The organism is Myxococcus sp. AB056 (genome assembly GCF_006547365.1).
Classification (GTDB): domain Bacteria; phylum Myxococcota; class Myxococcia; order Myxococcales; family Myxococcaceae; genus Myxococcus; species Myxococcus virescens.
The window spans coordinates 19492-38173 of the sequence record NZ_VHLB01000063.1 but is presented as its reverse complement, the minus strand read 5'-3'; the positions used below and the strand labels follow the sequence as shown (position 1 = coordinate 38173).

Sequence of the window (18682 nt, the reverse complement as noted above, 5' to 3'; positions counted from 1 at the left end):
TCGTGGTGAACCCCCGCACCGCATGAACTCGTCAACCCAACCCGCCCGGTTGAGACCCTTCCGGCCCCAGCCCTTTGGCCGGTACACGCTCCTGTCCCAACTGGCGACGGGGGGCATGGGAGAGATCTACCTCGCGCGGTTGGAGGGGGCGCAGGGGTTCGAGAAGCTCTGCGTCATCAAGAAAATCCTCCCGCAGCTGGCCGCGGACTCGGACTTCGTCGAGCGCTTCGTGGGCGAGGCCCGCACCCTGGTCCGCCTGAGCCACGGCTCCATTGCCCAGGTGCTGGACATGGGCCTCCACGAGGACGAGGCCTACATGGCGCTCGAGCACGTGGACGGCAAGGACCTGCGCAAGGTGGCCGCGCGCGTGCGGGACCGGCAGATGCCGCTGCCGGTCACGTTCATCCTCTACACCATGGGCCGGGTGCTGGACGCGCTGGCCTATGCGCACCGCAAGAAGGACGACGACGGGGAGGACCTGAAGCTCGTCCACCGGGACATCTCGCCGCAGAACATCCTCATCTCCTACGAAGGGGAGGTGAAGGTCATCGACTTCGGGCTCGCCAAGAGCCGGCTGTCGGCCGCGAAGACGAACCCCAGCATCATCCTGGGCAAGTTCCTCTACATGTCGCCGGAGCAGGCGCGGCACCAGCCGGTGGACCGCCGCAGCGACCTTTATGCGGTGGGGCTCTGCCTCTACGAGCTCATCTGCGGGAAGAACCCGTTCGACGGGGTCCACCCGGGCGAGCTCATGTCCCTGGTGGCGAACCCGCGAATCGCGCCGCTGGACCAGGTGGAGCCGCTCACGCCGCCCGCGGTGACGGCGCTGGTGGCCAAGGCGCTGGCGGTGGACCCGTCGCAGCGCTTCCAGACGGCGGAGGAGTTCCGCGGGCGGCTCCAGGCCTGCCTGATGGAGATTGACGCGAGCGCGGGCCCGGAGAGCGTCAGCCGCTTCATGCGCGAGCTGTTCTCGGCGGACTTCCAGTCCGAGCGGCGTCTCCTGGCGAGCCTCAAGGAGGTGCCGCGCCTGTCCACGGCAGAGGTCCGTGCGCTGGCCTCGATGCCGGATGATCCGCTGGCGCCGAAGACGGCGCACGCGATGCTGCCGGCGAAGACCATCCGCCTGGACGGCCCGGTGGAGCCGCTGTCGTTCTTCCCCACGCCCCGCAGCCGCGAGGGAGGTGGTCCGGTGACGGACGGTGAGACGCGCCCGGGTATCCCGATGGACGAGTCCACCCGGCCCGCGTTCCCCATCGAGGCGCTGGAGGAAGAGGCTCGGGCGCGGGGCGTGCGCCAGGACACGGCGCCCTCGGTGGAGGTGGGCCCCGAGGCCTTCGTTCGCGGTGGCGGGGTGAGTCCTTCGTCTGCGCCGATTCCTCGCGCGCCCGCGCTGACGCGCGAAGTCCAGATGACATCGATGCCGCCCGAGGCGGTGCCGCCGGGTGTGGCCGCCGCGCGTGCGCTGCTTCCGACGCACATGCGGCCGACCGAGCTGGCGATGCCGAGCCTGGGTGGGCCGCCTTCTCCCGAGGAGGCGTCCGTTCAGGTGGAGTCGACGGCCGCGAAGGCCGAGTCGCTTCGGGGCAGGGCGTTCGAGGCGAGCCCGAGCGTGATTGCCTCGGTGGGCGCGCCCACGCCCGCGGTGCCGCCGCGTGGGTCGCAGGGCACGGTGAACTCGCGACCTCCGCCGCCAGGGGCAGAGCCGCGTGCGCCCGGAGCTGTGCTGCCACGCAGTGGCGTGGTGGTGATGCCCGCGGTCAACGTGACTGCTCCCGCGCCGTTGCCTCGCACGTCGGCGCTGGAGTCGATGCCGGCCGTTGAGGTCTCGGAGGGGGCTGCCGGAGACGAAGACGCCGCCTCGGAACGCGAGGGCGCGTTTGGGAGTGCGACGCCGGACGAGGCGGCATTCAGCGAGCCGCATCCTTCTGCCCCGATGCCTCGAACGGCGTCGATGGTGATGGCGGCCGTCCAGCCGCCTCCGCCGGGCTCGACGCCGTCTCGCGCGACGTCCGCGGTGGGCTCGCCGGATGAGGTCGCGGCTCCACGCTCCATGTCGTCGGCGGGCATGTCCGCGGTGGGCTCGCTGGATGAGGCCGCGGCTTCACGCTCCATGTCGTCGGCGGGCATGCGCGCTGTGGGCGCGCAGGCGGGGGTTTCGACTCGCGCCATCTCCTCTGTGGAAGTCGCTGCGTTGGATGCGCGGGACGAGGCCACTTCGGACCCGGTGTCCTCCGTGGACAGGTCCACGGAGGACGGGACGCCACCGCGCAGGGTGTCCTCGGCGGGGATGGCCGCGGTGTCGCCAGCCCAGGCTGGCATGACGCCCTCGCGGGGCATGTCTTCGCTGGCGGCACCCCCACCTCCGAAGGGGGCAACGCCCTCGCGAGCCATCCCCAGCGCACCTGCATCGGGAGCGACGGCTTCCCGCTCCGCGCCCGTGGTGGACGAGCCCGTCGTGGACGCCACACCCGCTGATGGCGGGCAGGCCCTCTCTCCGGAGGACGAAGCGGAGTCCGCGCACGAGTCCGAGGCGGGCGTGTCCGAGGACGAAGCCGGCTTTTCTTCGGCCGACGCGCAGTCACAGGAAGGCGCCTCGTCGGAGCTGCCCGTGCTCTCCACCGAGGATGTGGGGCACGAGGAAGCCGCGCCGAGCATCGCCGACGTCGACACGCATCCGCGCATCCACCGCCCGTCGCGAACCGAGCGCCACGACGACACCCAGCCCCGCGTCGCACATAACGCCGACACGGACCCTCGCGTCACCCGTCCTGACGACACGCATCCGCGCGTGGTGCTGGATGCGGGCCTCTTCAAGGATGTGGATGGCTCCGAGGACGAGGAGCGGTCCGGCGTCTCCCGGCCCAGGTCTCGGCGGGCCCGGTCGTCTTCGCCGGGGATGGCACTGGCCAGCACCGCGCGCAGGACAGGTTCCGTCTCCGCCGTGCGTCCCACCGCGCCCGCCCCCATCGTGACGGATGAAGAGGAGGACGAGAGCGACGACGATGTCCGCGTCTCCCTCACGCCCAACGAGGAGACACGGCGCACGACGATGCCCGTCCGCCCGGAGACGCGCTCGGCCGAGCGAATCGCGAAGGAGGACACCCGCCGCACGACGATGCCCGAGCGCCCCGAGCGCCCCGAGCGTCGCCGCAAGGGTCCGCTGGTGCTCGTGCTGGTGTTGCTGTTCTTCATCCTGGCCGTGGTCGGAGCCTTCTTCCTGGGTCCCCCGGCGCTCCGCGCCCAGGTGCTGAGCCAGTTCATGCCGGAGAAAACCGAAGGGCCGCCGCCCGCGCAGCCCCTGCGTCCCTCCGCTCCTGACGAAGCGCAGGCGGGCAAGGCCGCCAACGAGAATGGCCCGCCTCCCGAGGGGAACGCGGCGCAGGCTCCGGGAACCCCCGCGTCCGACGTCTCGCCGCCAACCGGTGCCACGCCGGGAACCCCCACGCCCAACGCCGCGCCGCCCGCCGGTGCCACGGAAGGCCGAGGCTCGCTCGACGACTCCTTCCTCGCGCCGCTGGACGCGCAGCAGAAGAACACCGAGGTTCCCGAGAAGCGCTCGGCGCCGGTCCGCAAGATTCGCTCCGCGCGCTCCCGTCAGCTCACCGTGCTGGAGAGGGAGTGGCGTGAGACGAACGCGCTCTTCAACCAGCTCAACGCGGAGCACTCGTGCGTGGTGCTCGGCCTCTGGTGCACGCGGTACGCCGAGGTGAAGAGCGAGGTGGAGGCCGCGGGCAGCAGCGACAACCCGGAAGCGCTGCGCAAGGTCCGGGCGATGAAGCGCTACCTGCTGCAGAAGCAGAAGGAGCTGTACTAGTCCCGTGGAGCCTCTGCTCGTCACCCGGGCGCTGGTCGCGGGCTACGGTCCTCGTCCCATCTTGCATGGGGTGGCGTGCGAGGTCCGGCCCGGTGAGCTGTGGGCGGTGCTCGGCCCCAATGGGACGGGCAAGAGCACGCTGCTGCGCGCGGTGCTGGGCCTGGGGCTCTGGACGCGCGGAGAAGTCCGCCTGCTGGGGCGCGAGCGCGCCGCCTGGGAGCCGCGAGCGCTCGCCCGCAAGGTGGCGTGGGTGCCGCAGACCATCGAATCCACGGAGGGCTTCAGCGGCCTGGAGCTGGTGTTGATGGGCCGCAGCCCGCACCTGGGCCTCTGGGGCCTGCCTTCCGCGGGAGACGTGGCGCTGGCGCAGGAGGTGATGACGGAGCTCGGCATCGCGCACCTGTCCGAGCGGCCCGCGGAGGCCCTCTCTGGAGGCGAGCGCCGGATGTTGATGCTGGCGCGAGGACTGGTGCAGCAGCCCGAGTTGTTGCTGCTGGATGAGCCCACCGCCTTCCTGGACGTGGCCCATCAAGTGGGCTCGCTCGACCGCGTGCGCGCGCGCGTGGACGCGGGGCTGGGCGCGGTGGCGGTGCTGCATGACGTGAACCTCGCCGCCGCCTTCGCCACCCATGTGCTGCTCCTCCGGGATGGCCAGGTGCTCGCGCAGGGGCCGGCGAACGAGGTGCTGGAGCGCGGCTCCCTGGAAACGCTCTACGGGCTGCCCATGGAAACCGCGCTGGCTCCGTCCGGCGCCCGGCTCTTCGCGCCCCGAGCTCCCTCGCGCTGAACCTTCTTCGTCCCTCGGGCGCCGGACAGTTGACCGGACGTGCCGGGCGGGAAAGCCTGGACCGCCAACATGTCCCGCTACGCCATCGCCATCTTCGCCAGTGCGTTCCTCTTGTTTGGCGTGCAACCCCTGGTGGGGCGCTATTCGCTGCCGTGGTACGGCGGAACGCCCGGCGTGTGGACGGCGTGCATGTTGTTCTTCCAGGCGGTGCTGCTGGGGGGCTACGCGTACGCGCACGGACTCGCCTCGCGGCTGGCGCCTCGCACGCAAGCCCGCGTCCACCTGGGACTGCTGACGGTGGCGGTGCTGCTGCTGGGCGCTCGCGCGTTGCTTGCGGGCTCGCCGGTGGCGCCCGGGCCTGAATGGCGTCCGGAGGGCACCGCGCTGGCCGTGCCCCGGCTGCTGGCGATGCTGGCGGTCACCATCGGCCTGCCATTCTTCGTGCTGAGCACCACCGGTCCGCTGCTCCAGTCGTGGTTCGCCCGCGCGCGGCCGGGTCGCTCGCCCTATCCGCTGTATGCGCTGTCCAACGCGGGCTCGCTGCTGGCGCTGCTCGGCTATCCCTTCCTGGTGGAGCCGTGGGTGGGGCGCGGCGCCCAGGCGTGGGGCTGGGGCGTGGGCTTCGTCTTCTTCGCCGTGGCCTGCGCGGTGTGCGCGCTGGACGTGATGAAGCAGCCGGACTCGGCACCCATCGCCACGGCCGCGCCCGTGACGGCCACGCCGCTGACGGAGGGCGCCGGGGGAGAGGCCGGCGCCGAGGTGGCACGCCCCACGGTGCGCGCCACGATGAAGTGGCTGGGGCTGAGCACCTGCGCGTCGGTGCTGCTGCTGGCGACGACGAATCAGCTCTCCCAGGACGTGGCGGCCGGCCCCTTCCTCTGGGTGCTGCCCCTGGCCGTCTACCTGCTGACCTTCATCCTCGCCTTCTCCCGCGAGTCCTTCTACTCGCGGACCGTCTACGCGGTGCTGCTCATCGCCTCGGGCGCGGGCGTGGCGCACGCGCAGACGCAGGGGCCGCAGTCGTCGCTCGCGCTCCAACTCGTCGCGTACTCCGTGGCCCTCTTCGCTGGCAGCATGGTGTGCCACGGCGAGCTGTACCGGCTGCGTCCACCGCCGCGCCACCTCAGCGCCTTCTACCTGTGGGTGTCCGCGGGCGGCGTGCTGGGCGGGCTGCTCATCAGCGTGCTGGCCCCCGCCGTCTTCAGCGCCTACTGGGAGTACCCTCTGTCGCTGGGCGCGTGCTGCGTCGTCGCGCTGGTGGGCATGGCGAAACAGGCGGGCGAAGCGACGCGGACGCAGCAGATGCAGCGTGTCCTGCGCGGCGCCATGCTGCTCCTGGTGGCCGGACACCTGACGTACACCATGGCCCGCGAGCAGGGCCGCGCGCGCTTCGCCTCACGCAACTTCTTCGGCGTGGTGCGGGTGATGGAGCAGGGCGTGGGCTCGCCGGAAGACCACCGCTTCACGCTGCTGCACGGCGCCATCACCCACGGGCTCCAGTACGTGACGCCCGAGCGCAGGGGCGTGCCCACGACGTATTACACGCCGGAGGCGGGCCTGGGACTGGCCATCGCCGAGCAGCGCCGGCTGCGCGAAGCCGTGGGGCTGCCCGCGGGGCTTCGCGTGGGCGTGTTGGGGCTGGGCGTGGGCACCAGCGCCGCGTTGCTCGAAGCGGAGGACACCGGGCGCTTCTACGAAATCGACCCCGCGGTCATCGCGCTGGCGCAGGGCGAGGGCGGCTACTTCTCCTTCCTGGGAGACACGCCGGCGAAGGTGGAGCTGGTGGAGGGGGACGCGCGCATCTCCCTGGAGCGGGAGCTGGAGGCGGGCGGCGCGCAGGGCTTCGACGTGCTCGCGCTGGATACCTTCTCCTCGGACGCGGTGCCGGTGCACCTGCTCACCCAGGAGGCGGTGGCGCTCTACCGCGCGCACCTGGCGCCCCATGGCGTGCTGGCGCTGCACATCAGCAACGTCCACCTGGACCTGGTGCCGCTGACGCTGGCGCACGCGCGGGCCCTGGGGCTGCACGCGGCGCTGGTGGTCAACGAGACGCAAGGGGACGCGCTGCGCAGCAACTGGATGGTGCTGAGCCCGGACCGCGAGTTCTCCTGGGGACCCACCTTCACCCGGGCCTCCGCGCGCGTGCGCCGGCTGGGCCTGCGGGAGGACCCCGACTTCACGTGGACGGACGAGAAGAGCAGCGTGCTGCACGTGCTCCGCCGCGGCAGGCCCTCGGCGAGCGTCAAGGACGTGGAGGCGTCCTCCGGCCCGCCCGGCCCCGCGTCCGCCCAGCCCGGGACGGAGTGACTCAGGCGCGCGGCATCGCCTGGGGACCGGAGGCGGCGACGGCGCTCAGGTCGAGCGCCACCAGCAGCACCAGCGCGCCGCAGGGAATCGCCAGGGTGGCCGCGCCGAGCCGGGCGAAGAGCAGCGGCCCCAGCGTGCAGCCGCCCAGGAAGGCGGAGCCGAGCCCCAGGTGCAGCCGGGTCCGCTCGAATTCAACAGCGGTGGGCAGCGCCCAGAGACGGCGACGCAGGCCTGGCAGGCCCTGGCCCCGCGTTCCCTCGCGCAGCCAGGAACCCAGCCGCACCACCTGGATGCCGATGTCGGTGAGGATGCCGGTGATGTGCGTGGTGCGCACCACGGCGCCGGAGACGCGGGTGACGAGCGCGTTCTGGAGCCCCATGGCATAGGCCAGGCCCCACATGAGCGTCGGCTCGTGTGTACTGGGGTGGTACGACAGCCAGGCGCCGATGCCGCCCAGCGTGAGCGCCTCCAGCAGCAGCGCGGAGGAGTGGCGGCCCCGGGGGCGCCGTTGGGAGAGCTCCAGCAGCACCGACGCGGACACGGCGCCCACCACGAAGGCCAGCAGGAGCTGCGCGGCCAGCCAGGCCAGGGCCACGTTGCCAGAGGCCAGGGACTCTCCCAGCGTGGCCATGGTTCCGGACATGTGCGACGTGTGCAGGCCCAGCGCCACGAAGCCCGTGGTGTTCACCAGGCCCGCCACGCCCGCGAGCAGCAGTGACAGCAGTGTGTAGGCTCGCCGGTTCCCGGGAGACGATTCCGATGAGAAGGGCATCGCAGTGCCCGAGGCTAACACCGGCCTCGGGCAGGGGCTCGCGGAACTAGCCCGGCGGCCAGCCCAGCGGGCGTCCGGCCAGCAGGTGCAGGTGGATGTGGAAGACCGTCTGGCCGGCGTGCACATGGGTGTTCATCACCACCCGGTAGCCGTCGCTCGGGTCCGCGTGCCCGCGCTCCTGGGCCACCTTGGCGGCCGCGGTGAAGAGGTGGCCCACCAGCTCGCGGTCCTCCGCCGTGATGTCGTTCACGGTGGGGATGTGCTTGCGGGGGATGAAGAGGACGTGGGTGGGGGCCTGGGGATTGATGTCCTCGAAGGCCACGCACACGTCGTCGCGGTAGACCACCTTGGCGGGGATGAGCCCGTCGCGAATCTTGCAGAAGAGACAGTCGGACATGTTTTCCGGCTTACCAGCGGCCGGAGCCCCACGGAATGGCTTCCGTGGCCTTCCGTTACCTGCCGGAACCCGCATTTTGCCTCCCGGTGGGGCGGCCGGGCCCCGGGTCTCCTACCCGGGCCCCCTCTCGTTGAGGGCCCAAGGAAGGCTGTCCCCCTCAAAGGGCCCCACCGGTGATATCCACGCCCTGACGATGAAATCCATCCGCATCTCCCAGCTCCTCGAGGACCGCGACTACGACATGCGGCTCAGTCTCGTCGCCGGCGGCGGCGGGCTGTCGCGCATCGTGGTGTCCTCGCGCATCCAGAAGCCGGGGCTGGCGCTTGCGGGCTTCACCGAGCACCTGCATCCGCACCGCGTCCAGGTGTTCGGCAACACGGAGATTTCATACCTGGCCACGCTGCCGGAAGCGCGGCAGCGCGAGTCGCTGGCACAGCTCTTCGGTGAGGAGGAGCTGGCGTGCGTGGTGGTGACCAAGGACCTGGACATTCCCCAGGCCCTCATCTCCGCGTGTGAAGGCGCGGGGCTGGCGTTGATGAAGACGCCGCTGCTCTCCAGTGAGTTCATCATGCGGGTGCAGACGTTCCTGGAAGAGGCCCTCACGGAGTCCAGCAGCCTGCACGGCGTGTTGATGGACGTGTTCGGCGTGGGCATCTTGCTGCTGGGCAAGAGCGGCATCGGCAAGAGCGAGATTGCCCTGGACCTGGTGATGCGGGCCCACCGCCTGGTCGCGGACGACATCGTGGACGTCACCCGCCGCAAGGGGGCCGTCTACGGCGCTGGCAACCCGGTCATCAAGCACCACATGGAGATTCGCGGCCTGGGCATCATCAACATCAAGGACCTGTTCGGAGTGGCCGCCATCCGCGAACAGAAGAAAATCGAGCTGGTCATCGAGCTCCAGGAGTGGGACCCCCACCAGGAGTATGATCGGCTGGGCGTGGAGGACAGGCATCTGCAGATTGTGGGGGTGGACATCCCCTTGTCGGTGGTGCCCGTTCGTCCGGGCCGCAACATGGCGACCATCATCGAGGTCGCCGCGCGTAATCAGTTGCTAAAGCTACAGGGCCACCACTCGGCGAGAGAGTTCGCCGAGCGACTCAACCGGGCCATCGCCGAAGGGGCGATGCGCCGCACCCTGGGAGAAGAGGTCGAGTGACCGCCCCCGCGAAACAAATCGTCATCATCACCGGCATGTCCGGGTCCGGTAAGTCCACCGCCATCCGCGCGTTGGAGGACTCGGGCTTCTTCTGTATCGACAACCTGCCGGTGTTGCTCTTGCCCAAGCTCACGGAGCTGGCGGGCGGCGGTCACTTCGAGCGCATGGCGCTGGTGGTGGACGTCCGCGAAGGCGTCTTCCTCAAGGACGCGCCCCGCATCCTCGCCGAGGTCCGCCGCGCCGGGCACCAGGTGGAAGTGCTCTTCCTGGACGCCAGCGACGACAGCCTCATCCGCCGCTTCAGCGAGACGCGCCGCCGCCACCCGCTGGCGCCCAACGGCACTGTCGCCGAGGGCATCAAGGCGGAGCGCCAGGCGCTGCGTGACTTGCGCGAGCTGGCCGACCAGGTCATCGACTCGTCCACGCTGAACGTGCATGACCTGAAGCGCATGGTGCAGGCGCGCTTCAGTCCGGAGCCCGCCGCGGGCCCCAGCCTGTCCATCATGTCGTTCGGCTACCGCTACGGCGTGCCACCCCAGGCGGACCTCGTCCTGGACGTGCGCTTCCTGCCCAATCCGTACTTCGTTCCGGAGATGAAGGGGCTCACGGGCAAGGTGCCGAAGGTGGCGGCCTACGTGCTGGAGCGTGAGGAGACGCAGCAGTTCCTCGAGAAGGTCGTGGACCTCTGCCGCTTCCTCTTCCCTCGCTACCAGAAGGAGGGGAAGGCGTACCTCACCGTGGCCCTGGGCTGCACCGGTGGCAAGCACCGCTCCGTCGCCATCGCCGCCGAGCTCACCCAGCGCCTGACGGACGACGACACCCGCGTCCAGCTCTGGGACCGGGACATCGAGAAGGAATAGCGCCGCCAAATTGCAATGTAATTGTGTTGCAGTTTGCTCCAGTTGAATGCTGGACAAGGACTCTGTCAGCTTTTGGAGAGGTGGGGATGCGTCCCCATCCTCTCCGTCCTGGAGTCCCGACATGCGAGTCTTCAAGTCCGCCGTCTGGTGTTGTGCCGCCGTGTCCCTGGCCGCTTGTGGCGCCCCCGAAGAGGCCCCCGAGCAGGAGGCGCTGGCGCAGCAGGAGGCCGCGCTGGTGACCGGCACCACGCAGGGCTGCACGTACACCATCTCCTCCGTGCCGGTGCCCGGCTCCATGCCTCCGAGCCTGGACATCGTCGTGACGCGCGCGGCGTCCGGCACGTGCGCCCATGGCGCGGGCAGCATGACGCTGGGACGGTCCTACAACACCCCGTACCTCGCGCTCCTGGCCAACAGCTACGGCGTGGCCACGGCCTTCTCGTACAAGCCCACGCCCAGTGGCAGCTCGATGAATCGCTGTCAGGTGAATCACATCGACCCGGCGACGCTCAGCATGGTCCGCTCGCATGACATCGTCGTCATGTACGGGACGAACCATGTGAACTCCTGCGCGCTGGACCAGACGGACGGCGGCGCGACGCTGGTCGTCTACGGGACGAAGGGTGGCCCGCTGCCGGGTGAGGTCGGCAACCACGCCAACTACGTGGCCACGTATTACGACTTCTTCACCAGCACCACGCCGCCTGTCTATTACACCTACTGAGACAGGTTCTGGGCGCGCGCCTCAGCTCGACTCGCCCAGGCTGAGGCGCTTGCTGCCCACGCCGTTCCCGTCCGCGAAGGACGCCGTGCGCTCGCGGTTGAGGTGGGCCAGGGCGTCACGCTCCTTCTGTCCACCCACGTCCGTGCGGTTCTCCAGCGCGAAGATGCCGCCGCTGCCGTGGTGCTCCTTGCCGGCCTGGACCGCGCTCTCCAAGTCCCTGGCGGACACCCAGTACTCGCCATTGACGGGGTCCTTCACGCGGAACAGGTCGTCCGACGTGTCGGCCGTCCCGTTGCTGTTGACGCCGTCGATGGTGACCCAGTGGAGCTGGCCCGGCCCGTTGCGCCGTTGCTCGGGCGCGAGCGCGCCATTGAGGATGGCATTGGCGTCCACGAGCGCCAGGCCGAACTGACCGGCCTTCATCACCTGGCTCATCGCCGCCGCGTCGAAGTCGGCGAAGCCGTCCGTGACTTCGATGCCCAGGCCCCCCAGCGCGGTCGCCATCTCCGTGGGCGTGGCGCCATCATCCAGGTTGACGTCCACCGGGGCGTGGACGGACCGGGCGCCGCTGACCTGCGACGCGCGCTCGCGGACCGTCTCTCGCTCCTGCTTCTCGCACAGCGTGCCCTTCGTCACGCTGCGGCTCGCCCGGTTCAGGAAGGCCAGCGTCGCCTCGCCGCAGCCCGTGTCCGAGTTCTGCGCGATGACCGACGCGGTGGGCGCCCAGCCCTTGTCGGCCTGCGTCTGCGCCGCTTCATTCTCGGGTGCCAGGTCTCGCAGGAAGGGAAGCTCGCTGGTCCCCGTGGCGTCCGGCACCGACAGCCGTGGCACGCCCTTGGCCGCGGGCTTCGTGTCCTGGAAGGTGTCCCGCTCCGGACGGGGCGTCGCCAGGGCGGAGCTGTTCACCGGCCTGGCGAGCGACGTCTCCATGGGCATCCTGGCGTCCTTCAACACAGCCGGCTGGATGGGCTTGGACAGGGCCTGCGGCGCTGAGTTGAACACGGTGGTGACAATCCTGGTCACGGCGGACCCTCCCGGACTTCCTTCGCCTGTTCGTATTATCGGCGGCATGTGTGTGTTGTTGCGCGTGAATCCTTCATGGGCGCAGAGAGTCGCTCGCTTCCCGGTACACTTGCGCCATGGCCAACACCGATGACCGGGGCTCGGGTGCTGATGATTCGCCAGAGCTGTCCACGCAGGTCGTGTCAGCGGATGCGCAGGGGGCGCCGCATGCGGCGGAGCCTTCCTCCGCGCGCGGCGCGTCTGGGGATTGGCGTTCGCGGAGCCCGCTGGGCCAGAGGGTGGGGCGCTTCATCCCGTTGAAGCTGCTGGGGCAGGGCGGCATGGGCGCGGTGTTCGCGGCCTATGACCCGGACCTGGACCGCAAGGTGGCGCTCAAGTTGTTGAGCGTGGAGGCCCGCTCTGCGGACGAGGAGGGCGGGCGTGCGCGGCTGCTGCGCGAGGCGCAGGCCATGGCGCGTGTCTCCCATCCCAATGTCATTCCCATCTACGAGGTGGGCACCTGGGACGCGCAGGTCTTCTTCACCATGGAGTGGGTGGCCGGTGGCACGCTGGCGGACTGGCGGCGGGAGAAGCCTCGGTCCTGGCGCGAGGTGCTGGAGAAGTACCTGCAAGCGGGACGCGGGTTGGAGGCCGCGCACGCGGCGGGGTTGGTGCACCGCGACTTCAAGCCCGCCAACGTGCTGGTGGGGCGTGACGGGCGCGTCTGCGTCACCGACTTCGGCCTGGCGCGTCCCGTGGACAACCTGCCTCTGGACGAACAGCCCACGCTGGCGCGCGTGCGCGACGCCTCGGAGACGTCGCGCCCGCTGCATGACCCGCTCACCGAAACGGGCGTCGTCCTGGGCACGCCGCCGTTCATGTCCCCCGAACAGTTCCGCGGCGAGTCCCTGGACGCGCGCTCGGACCAGTTCAGCTTCTGCGCGGCGCTGTACCGGGCGCTCTACAACCAGCGTCCCTTCGACCCCGACGAGCTCTCGCGGGCCGCGAAGGCGCTGAGGTCCGCACCCGCGAAGGTGACGGCGCCGTTGGAGCGCGCCGGGCGGGAGCCCTCGCCCATCCACGAGCCGCCGAGCGACGCCCGCGTCCCCGCCTGGGTGCGGCGCGCGGTGATGCGGGGGTTGTCACTGGAGCCAGCGGCGCGCTTCGACTCCATGGGGGCGTTGCTGGAGGCGCTGTCCCAGGAGCAGCAGCGCGCACGGGCGCGCAAGGCGGGAGGCATGGCCGCGGCCACGGTGGCACTGGTGGGGGCGGTGGGAGGCGCGCTGTGGTTTCAGTCCAGCGTCTGCGCGGGCGCGGAGGGGCTGCTGGCGGACAGTTGGGGGGCCGAGGCGAAGCAGCGACTGTCCTCGGCCTTCGCGGCCACGGGAAGCCCCCTGGCGGGGGACATGGCGGGCCGGGTGGGGCAGGTGTTGGATGCCTATGCCAGCAGTTGGGCGCGGCAGCACACCGACGCGTGTGAGGCCACGCGCCTGCACGAGGTGCAGCCGGAGGCGCTGTTCACCCAGCGCGTGGTGTGTCTGGAGCGGCGGCACAAGGATTTGCGTGCGCTGGTGGGCGCCCTGTCCCAGGTGGACAAGGCGGGCGTGGAGAAGGCGCTGGACGCAGCGTACGCGCTGCCTTCGCCCGAGGACTGCGCGGACGTGGAGGCCCTGGCGAGCCAGCAGCCCCGGCCCGCGGACCCGGCGATGCGCGCGGAGCTGGAGTCATTGGAAGGCGCGCTGTCGGAGGTGAAGGCGCTGGTGGACACCAGCCGCTATCCCCAGGCGCTGGCGGCGGCGAACGCGGTGGAGTCGCGGGTGTTGGCCGCGCGGTACGCGCCGCTGACGGCGGAGCTGCGCTTCCACCAGGGATGGCTCCAGGCCGTGCTGGGGGAGAAGGAGAAGGGCGCGGGGCTGCTGGAGCAGGCCGTCTATGACGCCACGTCGGGCCGGGCGGACCGGCTGGAGGTCTCCATTCTCAACAAGTTGCTCTACGTGGAAGGGGAGCGCGAGCGCTTCGAGCACGCCTCTCAATGGGCACGCCTGGGCAAGGCGACCCTCCAGCGGCTGGGCGGGGACGCGGTGCTGCGGGGCGACCTGCTGGTGAACGAGGCCAACCTCGCGTTGATGCGCGGTCAGACGGACGACGCCCGGGCCTTGCTGGAGGAAGCCAACACCGTGCTGGCGGACGCGCTGGTGCCGGGCCATCCGAAGCGCGCGCGGGTGACGTTCTCACTGGGGCGGGTGCTGCTGGAGGTGGGGGCCTTCCCGGAGGCCGTGCGGGTGATGGAGGAGGCGCTGCGCCAGACGGAGGCGGCGGTGGGGCCTCGGCACCTGGACGTGGCTCGGCGCCACCAGGGCCTGTCCATGGCGCTGCGCGAGCAGCGGGAGTTCGCGCGGGCCTTGGCGCATGCCCGGGCCTCCGTGGCGCTGCACCGCGAGCTGCTGGGCGACAGTCACCTGAAGCTGGCGGAGGCGCTCGACGAGGAGGGCATGAGCCTGCTCGCGCTGGGCCGCCACGAAGAGGCGCTGAAAGTCTATGAGGCGGCGCTGGCGGTGAAGCACGCCCAACTGGGGCCCGACGATGAGGACCTCCAGTACTCCTACGACGGCGTGGGGCAGGCCCTGCTGGGACTGGGGCGCACGCGCGAGGCGCTGGCGCCGCTGCGAAAGGCGGTGGCCTTCACGGGCGCGCAGGAGGACTCGCTGGGGGAGTCGGGCTTCGCGCTCGCGCGGGCGCTGTGGAAGGAAGGGCAGGGTGTGGAGGCGCGGACCGAGGCGGCGAAGGCGCGTGAGCGCTTCACGGCCTCGGGCCGGGCGCCCCAGGCCGAGGCGGTGCGGGCGTGGTTGGACGCGCTGCCTCCGGAGACGAAGGCGAAGCCCGCCCGTCCCCAGCAGCGGAGGCGCCGCTAGAGACGGGAGGTGCCGTGGCTCACGGCGTGGTGAAGAGGGAGCTGATGGTGTCCGCCGTGTGGAGGGGCAGCTTCTCGTAGATGGTGAAGGGCTCTCGCGTCACCTCCTGATGCGGGCTGTCCAGGGCCGTGACCCTCACCGAGTAGATGGCGTTGGGCGCCAGCGTTCCCACGGGCAGCCGGACCTCGGTGGCCGTGCCCGGCAGGTAGAGGGCCGTCTGGGTCGCCGCGCTGGTGTTGACGTAGCGAATCAGGCTCACCCGATAGGCGGTAGGCGCGCCGTTCGCGGGTGGCTTCCAGGTGATGATGGGGCTGGTGTTGCCCACCACGCGCTGGGACGTCGCCGGAATGCCGTCGATGGACAGCGCGCGCGGAGGCGTCAGCGCGGGCGTGATGGGGCTCGCCACCAGGTTCTCCACATAGTCCGACGTCAGGAGCGAGCCCGTCACGCTTCGCGTGATGGTGGTGTCGCCCGGCAGGGGCTCCAGGATGCGGTACTGATAGGTGGCGGTGCCCACGGGGCGCCACGACGAAGGGTAGGGGTTTCCATACGGCAACCGGTCAGCGATCGTGTGAGAGGTGCCAGGCGGGAGCAGGAGGCTGAAGAGCTCCCCCGAGTAGCCGACCCAGCCCTCCTGGGGGCCGTGGGCCGAGGGCTCGATGTAGAAGGTCGGCATGCGCGCCGTCGCGGCGGGGTGGATTTCGGTGGCGACGGAGGCGTAGTTGCCCAGGCGCCACTCAAAGGAGACGTCCGTCATGGGGACGTCCTGCATGGCGCCGATGATGACGAGTGGCGTCACCCCATCCGCGGTGAAGTTGAAGGCAGGCAGTTGCGCGCTGCGGACGAGGGCCGAGGCGACCAGGGGTTCACCGTTCGGAAGCGGCTTTCCGAAGACGTTCGTGAGTTGATTCACGTACAGCCGGTCCCCCTTCGCCGCCTCGAAGACGGGGAAGTTGCCCGACAGGCCGTAGGCCTGCGCGTCCTGCGCGTCCAGTTGCGTCTGGCCCGCGGCGACGTAGTCGTTGGTGTACACCTCCGCCGAGAGGTCGACCTGCCCGGAGACAATCTGCAGCCGGCTGCCGCCGCTGTACCCGACGGAATCCTGCCAGGGGGCGAGGTTCGTGAGGTTCAGGTACGCGGGCGTCATGGAGTGAGACGTCGCGACGGCGTCCTGACGTCCCAGATAATGACGGCCAATCTCCACATGCCGCTCGTCGGTGACGACATAGGCGCTCCCCGTCTTCAGGTAGTACTCCCCCTGGGGCACGCTGGGAAAGCGGTAGCCCTCCGATGAGGGCGCGCCGGTGTAGCGCGTGAAACCGGTCCGGGTGCGGACGAGCAGCTCGGGAGGATTGGAGGACAGGTCCTTGCTCCGGACCGCGACGCCTACGGAGGTGTAGAAGCGCTCGGTGTGGGTGATGATGACGTCGGTCGAGTCAACATCATCCATTTCGCCGGGGGCATGGTCTCCGCCAGTGGGCTGACCCGTCCAGGTCCCGTCCTCCCCTGGGATGCCGTTGGGTGACGCTGGTGGTGGATTGTCTTTGGGTTCGTTGGTGACATCCGGTCCATTGTCGGCACAGCCCGACAAGACAAGGCACATCGAGACACACGCCACTCCTAGGCGATACATGCGCATGAGTTCCCACGCTGAAAGGTGATGAGGGACAACTGGCGCGGGAGTCTCGGGGAAGTCAGGCGATGTCTGCAACTCAACGCAAGGAAGGTCCATCTTTCCGCCGGGGCTTCAATTCGAAGCCTTGGCGAAAAGCGGACGTGCTCCGCAGGAGTCGCAGCCGTGGTTGCCCTTGAAGACGAGCACCTTGCCGCTGTCTGGATAGAACAGCACTGCCCAGGCCGCGTTGTCGTGGCAGTTGTAGCAGGGCACTTCGTACGTTGAAATCGAGGCCTGCACTTCGCCGCCGCCGGCAAAGGCATCCACCGCGGCCAGCAGTGGGGCTCCGTTCCGCCAGGGATTGAAGAACAGCACCTGCGACAAGCCGCTGCGGTGTTGAACGCCTGCTGCTCGTTCCCCCGGATGGCGGCGGGTCACAGGCGAGGCCCGTCAGGACCAGGGCCACGGGGGAGGGGGCCCTGGAGCGTCATGCAGGTTTGCCGATGTGTTGGAGGGGGAAGAGGGTTCGGTCACGCAGCGCCGCCTGGAGCACCAGGGTGGCCGCGCCCACGGCGATGGCGCGGTCTCCCAGCGCGGAGGTGACGATGCGCGTCTCCGCCATGGAGGTGGACAGCGCCCGCTGGCGCACCGACGCGCGGAGCGGGTCCAGCAGCAGGTCTCCCACTGACGAGATTTCACCGCCGAGCACGACGATGGCGGGGTTGAGCAGGTTCAGCAGACCGGCCACGGCGATGCCCAGGTAGTGCCCGAGCCCGTCGATGACCTGACGTGCGGCCGGCTCACCCGCCCGCGCGCCTTCCACCAGCTCGCGCACCGTGAGGGCGCGCTTGTCCTTGCGGCCCATCAGCTCCCGCGCGCGCTCCAGCAGGGCCGCCGACCCGATGAGCGTGACGAGGCAACCGCGCAGGCCGCACACGCACTGCGGTCCGGAGGAGTCCACCGCCATGTGGCTGATTTCGCCCGCGGTGCCACCCGCGCCACGGTAGACGTCGCCATGGATGATGTGGCCGGAGCCGATGCCCGTGGCCAGCTTGATGTACGCCAGGTCCTCGCCGTTGACGCCCGCGCCCCAGTAGCACTCCGACAGCGCGCCCAGGTTCGCGTCGTTGTCCACGAACACTGGCAGGCCGAACGCGCTCCGCAGCGACTCCTGCACGTCGTAGTCGCGCCAGGCCGGCACCAGCAGCGGGGACAGCTTTCCGGGCGCGGACGGGTGGACGGGGCTGGGCACGGCGATGCCCATGCCCGCCACGGAGCGGCGCGGTACGCGTTCGGCGTCCAAGACCTCCTGGACCAGCTCGCGCACCTTCTGGAGCGTGCCCTTGGGGTCCTCACGGACGGCATGGCTGGCGTGCCGGTACGCGCGCACTCGGCCGCGCAGGTCGGTGAGCGCGGCCGTCACGTGGGTGGCGCCCATCTCCACGCCGATGAGGCTGAACGCGTCATCGCAGAAGCCGATGAGGGTGGGGCGACGGCCGCCCCGGGAGACCCCGGCGCCAATGCTGCGCACCAGGCCGGAGCGCTCCAGGTCCGCCACGATGGCGGAGACGGTCGACGGACTGAGCTCCGTCCGCCGGGCGATCTCCGCCCGGGAAATCTGACGCTCGCGCCAGATCATGTTGAGCAGCAGGCTGCTGTTCTGCGCGCGCATGCCCGCCGCATCGACCGTCGTCACCGCCGTTCCCACTCGCATCGTCCTCTCGCTCCGTTCCGCCGCGAGGAGGGGGTGGGGGGCAGTGCCTGTGGAGGTCGTCGATGAAGAAGACGAGCGGAGTCGTTCTTCCATCGGCGGTCCATCCGCAGCCACCCACCACCTGTCCATCCCGGACGCGGCTGATGTCGATTGTGTACTGGGTCGGGGTGGTGGTGAGCGCCACGTTCGCTTCTTTCACCCCGAAACCGCCAGCGGCGTTCATTCCCACCACGAAGGAGACGATTTCGCCGCCCTCCGTGCCCCTGGCGTAGAAGGACACGGTGTGGGCGCCGTCCGGGTACTGCCAGTACACGCCCGCCCAACCGTCGTTGCCAGGCGTCCAGGGGCAGGCGCCCCGCCGCGAACCCGCCCGCCGCCACCCACGCCCACGCGAAACGCTTGTTCGGACGCATGCGCTGCCCTCCACGGCTGGAGGACTTCATTCCCACTGCGAAGAAACAAGGATGCTTCGAGAGTGGTCGCCTACGGGGGCGGCGCGTCGGAAAAGTGTGGAGCAGCCGCGAAGGAATACGAGTTGTTTCGAGTGGCGAATAAAGTAACAGCGAGAGTCTGGTGATTGCAAGTCTGTGGCAGTCCATTCCCTGTGCTGCATTGCTGC

General features: G+C 70.1%; 14 protein-coding genes. 8 read left to right on the top strand and 6 right to left on the bottom strand.

The window, feature by feature from the left end; all coding sequences use genetic code 11:
- Window positions 1-22 precede the first annotated feature (22 nt).
- The 3 genes from FMP39_RS24895 (at window position 23) to FMP39_RS24885 (ending at window position 6908) form a co-directional block, all read left to right on the top strand.
- The gene (locus FMP39_RS24895; RefSeq protein WP_141592703.1) at window positions 23-3814 is read left to right on the top strand and encodes a protein kinase; all 3792 of its coding nucleotides are present in this window, start codon (window positions 23-25) and stop codon (window positions 3812-3814) included.
- 4 nt (window positions 3815-3818) lie between these two features.
- Window positions 3819-4601, top strand: coding sequence for an ABC transporter ATP-binding protein (locus FMP39_RS24890; RefSeq protein WP_141592702.1), 783 nt, complete (start codon window positions 3819-3821; stop codon window positions 4599-4601).
- A 69-nt stretch (window positions 4602-4670) separates the two neighbouring features.
- Window positions 4671-6908 carry a fused MFS/spermidine synthase gene (locus FMP39_RS24885; protein ID WP_141592701.1) on the top strand — a complete coding sequence of 746 codons (2238 nt, stop codon included), beginning with the start codon at window positions 4671-4673 and terminating at the stop codon, window positions 6906-6908.
- Window position 6909: 1 nt separating this feature from the next.
- Here FMP39_RS24885 and FMP39_RS24880 read toward each other — a convergent pair whose 3' ends face one another.
- Together FMP39_RS24880 and FMP39_RS24875 are read right to left on the bottom strand one after the other, a co-directional pair.
- Window positions 6910-7680 (bottom strand): YoaK family protein, encoded by a 771-nt coding sequence (locus FMP39_RS24880; RefSeq protein WP_228558304.1) that lies wholly within the window; start codon window positions 7678-7680, stop codon window positions 6910-6912.
- Between the two features lie 46 nt (window positions 7681-7726).
- Window positions 7727-8077: a histidine triad nucleotide-binding protein gene (locus tag FMP39_RS24875; RefSeq protein ID WP_141592699.1), complete on the bottom strand. Its 351-nt coding sequence runs from the start codon at window positions 8075-8077 to the stop codon at window positions 7727-7729.
- Between the two features lie 193 nt (window positions 8078-8270).
- On the opposite strand from FMP39_RS24875, the gene hprK reads away from it, so the two are divergent.
- Genes hprK through FMP39_RS24860 form a run of 3 tightly spaced genes read left to right on the top strand, consistent with a single transcriptional unit; the run spans window position 8271 to window position 10820 of the window.
- On the top strand, window positions 8271-9236 hold the full coding sequence (gene hprK / locus FMP39_RS24870; RefSeq protein WP_141592698.1) for an HPr(Ser) kinase/phosphatase: 966 nt from the start codon (window positions 8271-8273) through the stop codon (window positions 9234-9236).
- Window positions 9233-10096, top strand: coding sequence for an RNase adapter RapZ (rapZ, locus tag FMP39_RS24865; RefSeq protein ID WP_141592697.1), 864 nt, complete (start codon window positions 9233-9235; stop codon window positions 10094-10096). Before hprK ends, rapZ begins: the two co-directional genes overlap by 4 nt.
- Before the next feature lie 46 nt (window positions 10097-10142).
- Complete coding sequence (locus FMP39_RS24860) at window positions 10143-10820, top strand: hypothetical protein (protein ID WP_141592696.1); 678 nt, start codon at window positions 10143-10145, stop codon at window positions 10818-10820.
- Window positions 10821-10841: 21 nt separating this feature from the next.
- On the opposite strand, the gene FMP39_RS24855 is transcribed toward FMP39_RS24860, so the two are convergent.
- Window positions 10842-11843: a hypothetical protein gene (locus tag FMP39_RS24855; RefSeq protein WP_141592695.1), complete on the bottom strand. Its 1002-nt coding sequence runs from the start codon at window positions 11841-11843 to the stop codon at window positions 10842-10844.
- Window positions 11844-11959: 116 nt separating this feature from the next.
- Here FMP39_RS24855 and FMP39_RS24850 point away from each other — a divergent pair, with 116 nt between their 5' ends.
- The gene (locus FMP39_RS24850) at window positions 11960-14734 is read left to right on the top strand and encodes a serine/threonine-protein kinase (protein WP_228558302.1); all 2775 of its coding nucleotides are present in this window, start codon (window positions 11960-11962) and stop codon (window positions 14732-14734) included.
- Between the two features lie 19 nt (window positions 14735-14753).
- Here the strand turns inward: FMP39_RS24850 and FMP39_RS24845 are convergent, their stop codons facing one another.
- From FMP39_RS24845 to FMP39_RS24835, 3 genes are all read right to left on the bottom strand, one after another.
- A complete protein-coding gene (locus FMP39_RS24845; RefSeq protein WP_141592694.1) occupies window positions 14754-16184 on the bottom strand; it encodes a fibronectin type III domain-containing protein in 1431 nt (476 codons plus the stop codon).
- 297 nt (window positions 16185-16481) lie between these two features.
- Window positions 16482-16733: a hypothetical protein gene (locus tag FMP39_RS24840; RefSeq protein WP_141592693.1), complete on the bottom strand. Its 252-nt coding sequence runs from the start codon at window positions 16731-16733 to the stop codon at window positions 16482-16484.
- 103 nt (window positions 16734-16836) lie between these two features.
- The gene (locus FMP39_RS24835; protein WP_141592692.1) at window positions 16837-18063 is read right to left on the bottom strand and encodes an ROK family transcriptional regulator; all 1227 of its coding nucleotides are present in this window, start codon (window positions 18061-18063) and stop codon (window positions 16837-16839) included.
- 62 nt (window positions 18064-18125) lie between these two features.
- Between FMP39_RS24835 and FMP39_RS24830 the strand changes: the two genes are divergently transcribed.
- Window positions 18126-18335: a hypothetical protein gene (locus FMP39_RS24830; RefSeq protein WP_153904242.1), complete on the top strand. Its 210-nt coding sequence runs from the start codon at window positions 18126-18128 to the stop codon at window positions 18333-18335.
- The last annotated feature ends 347 nt before the right edge of the window (window positions 18336-18682 follow it).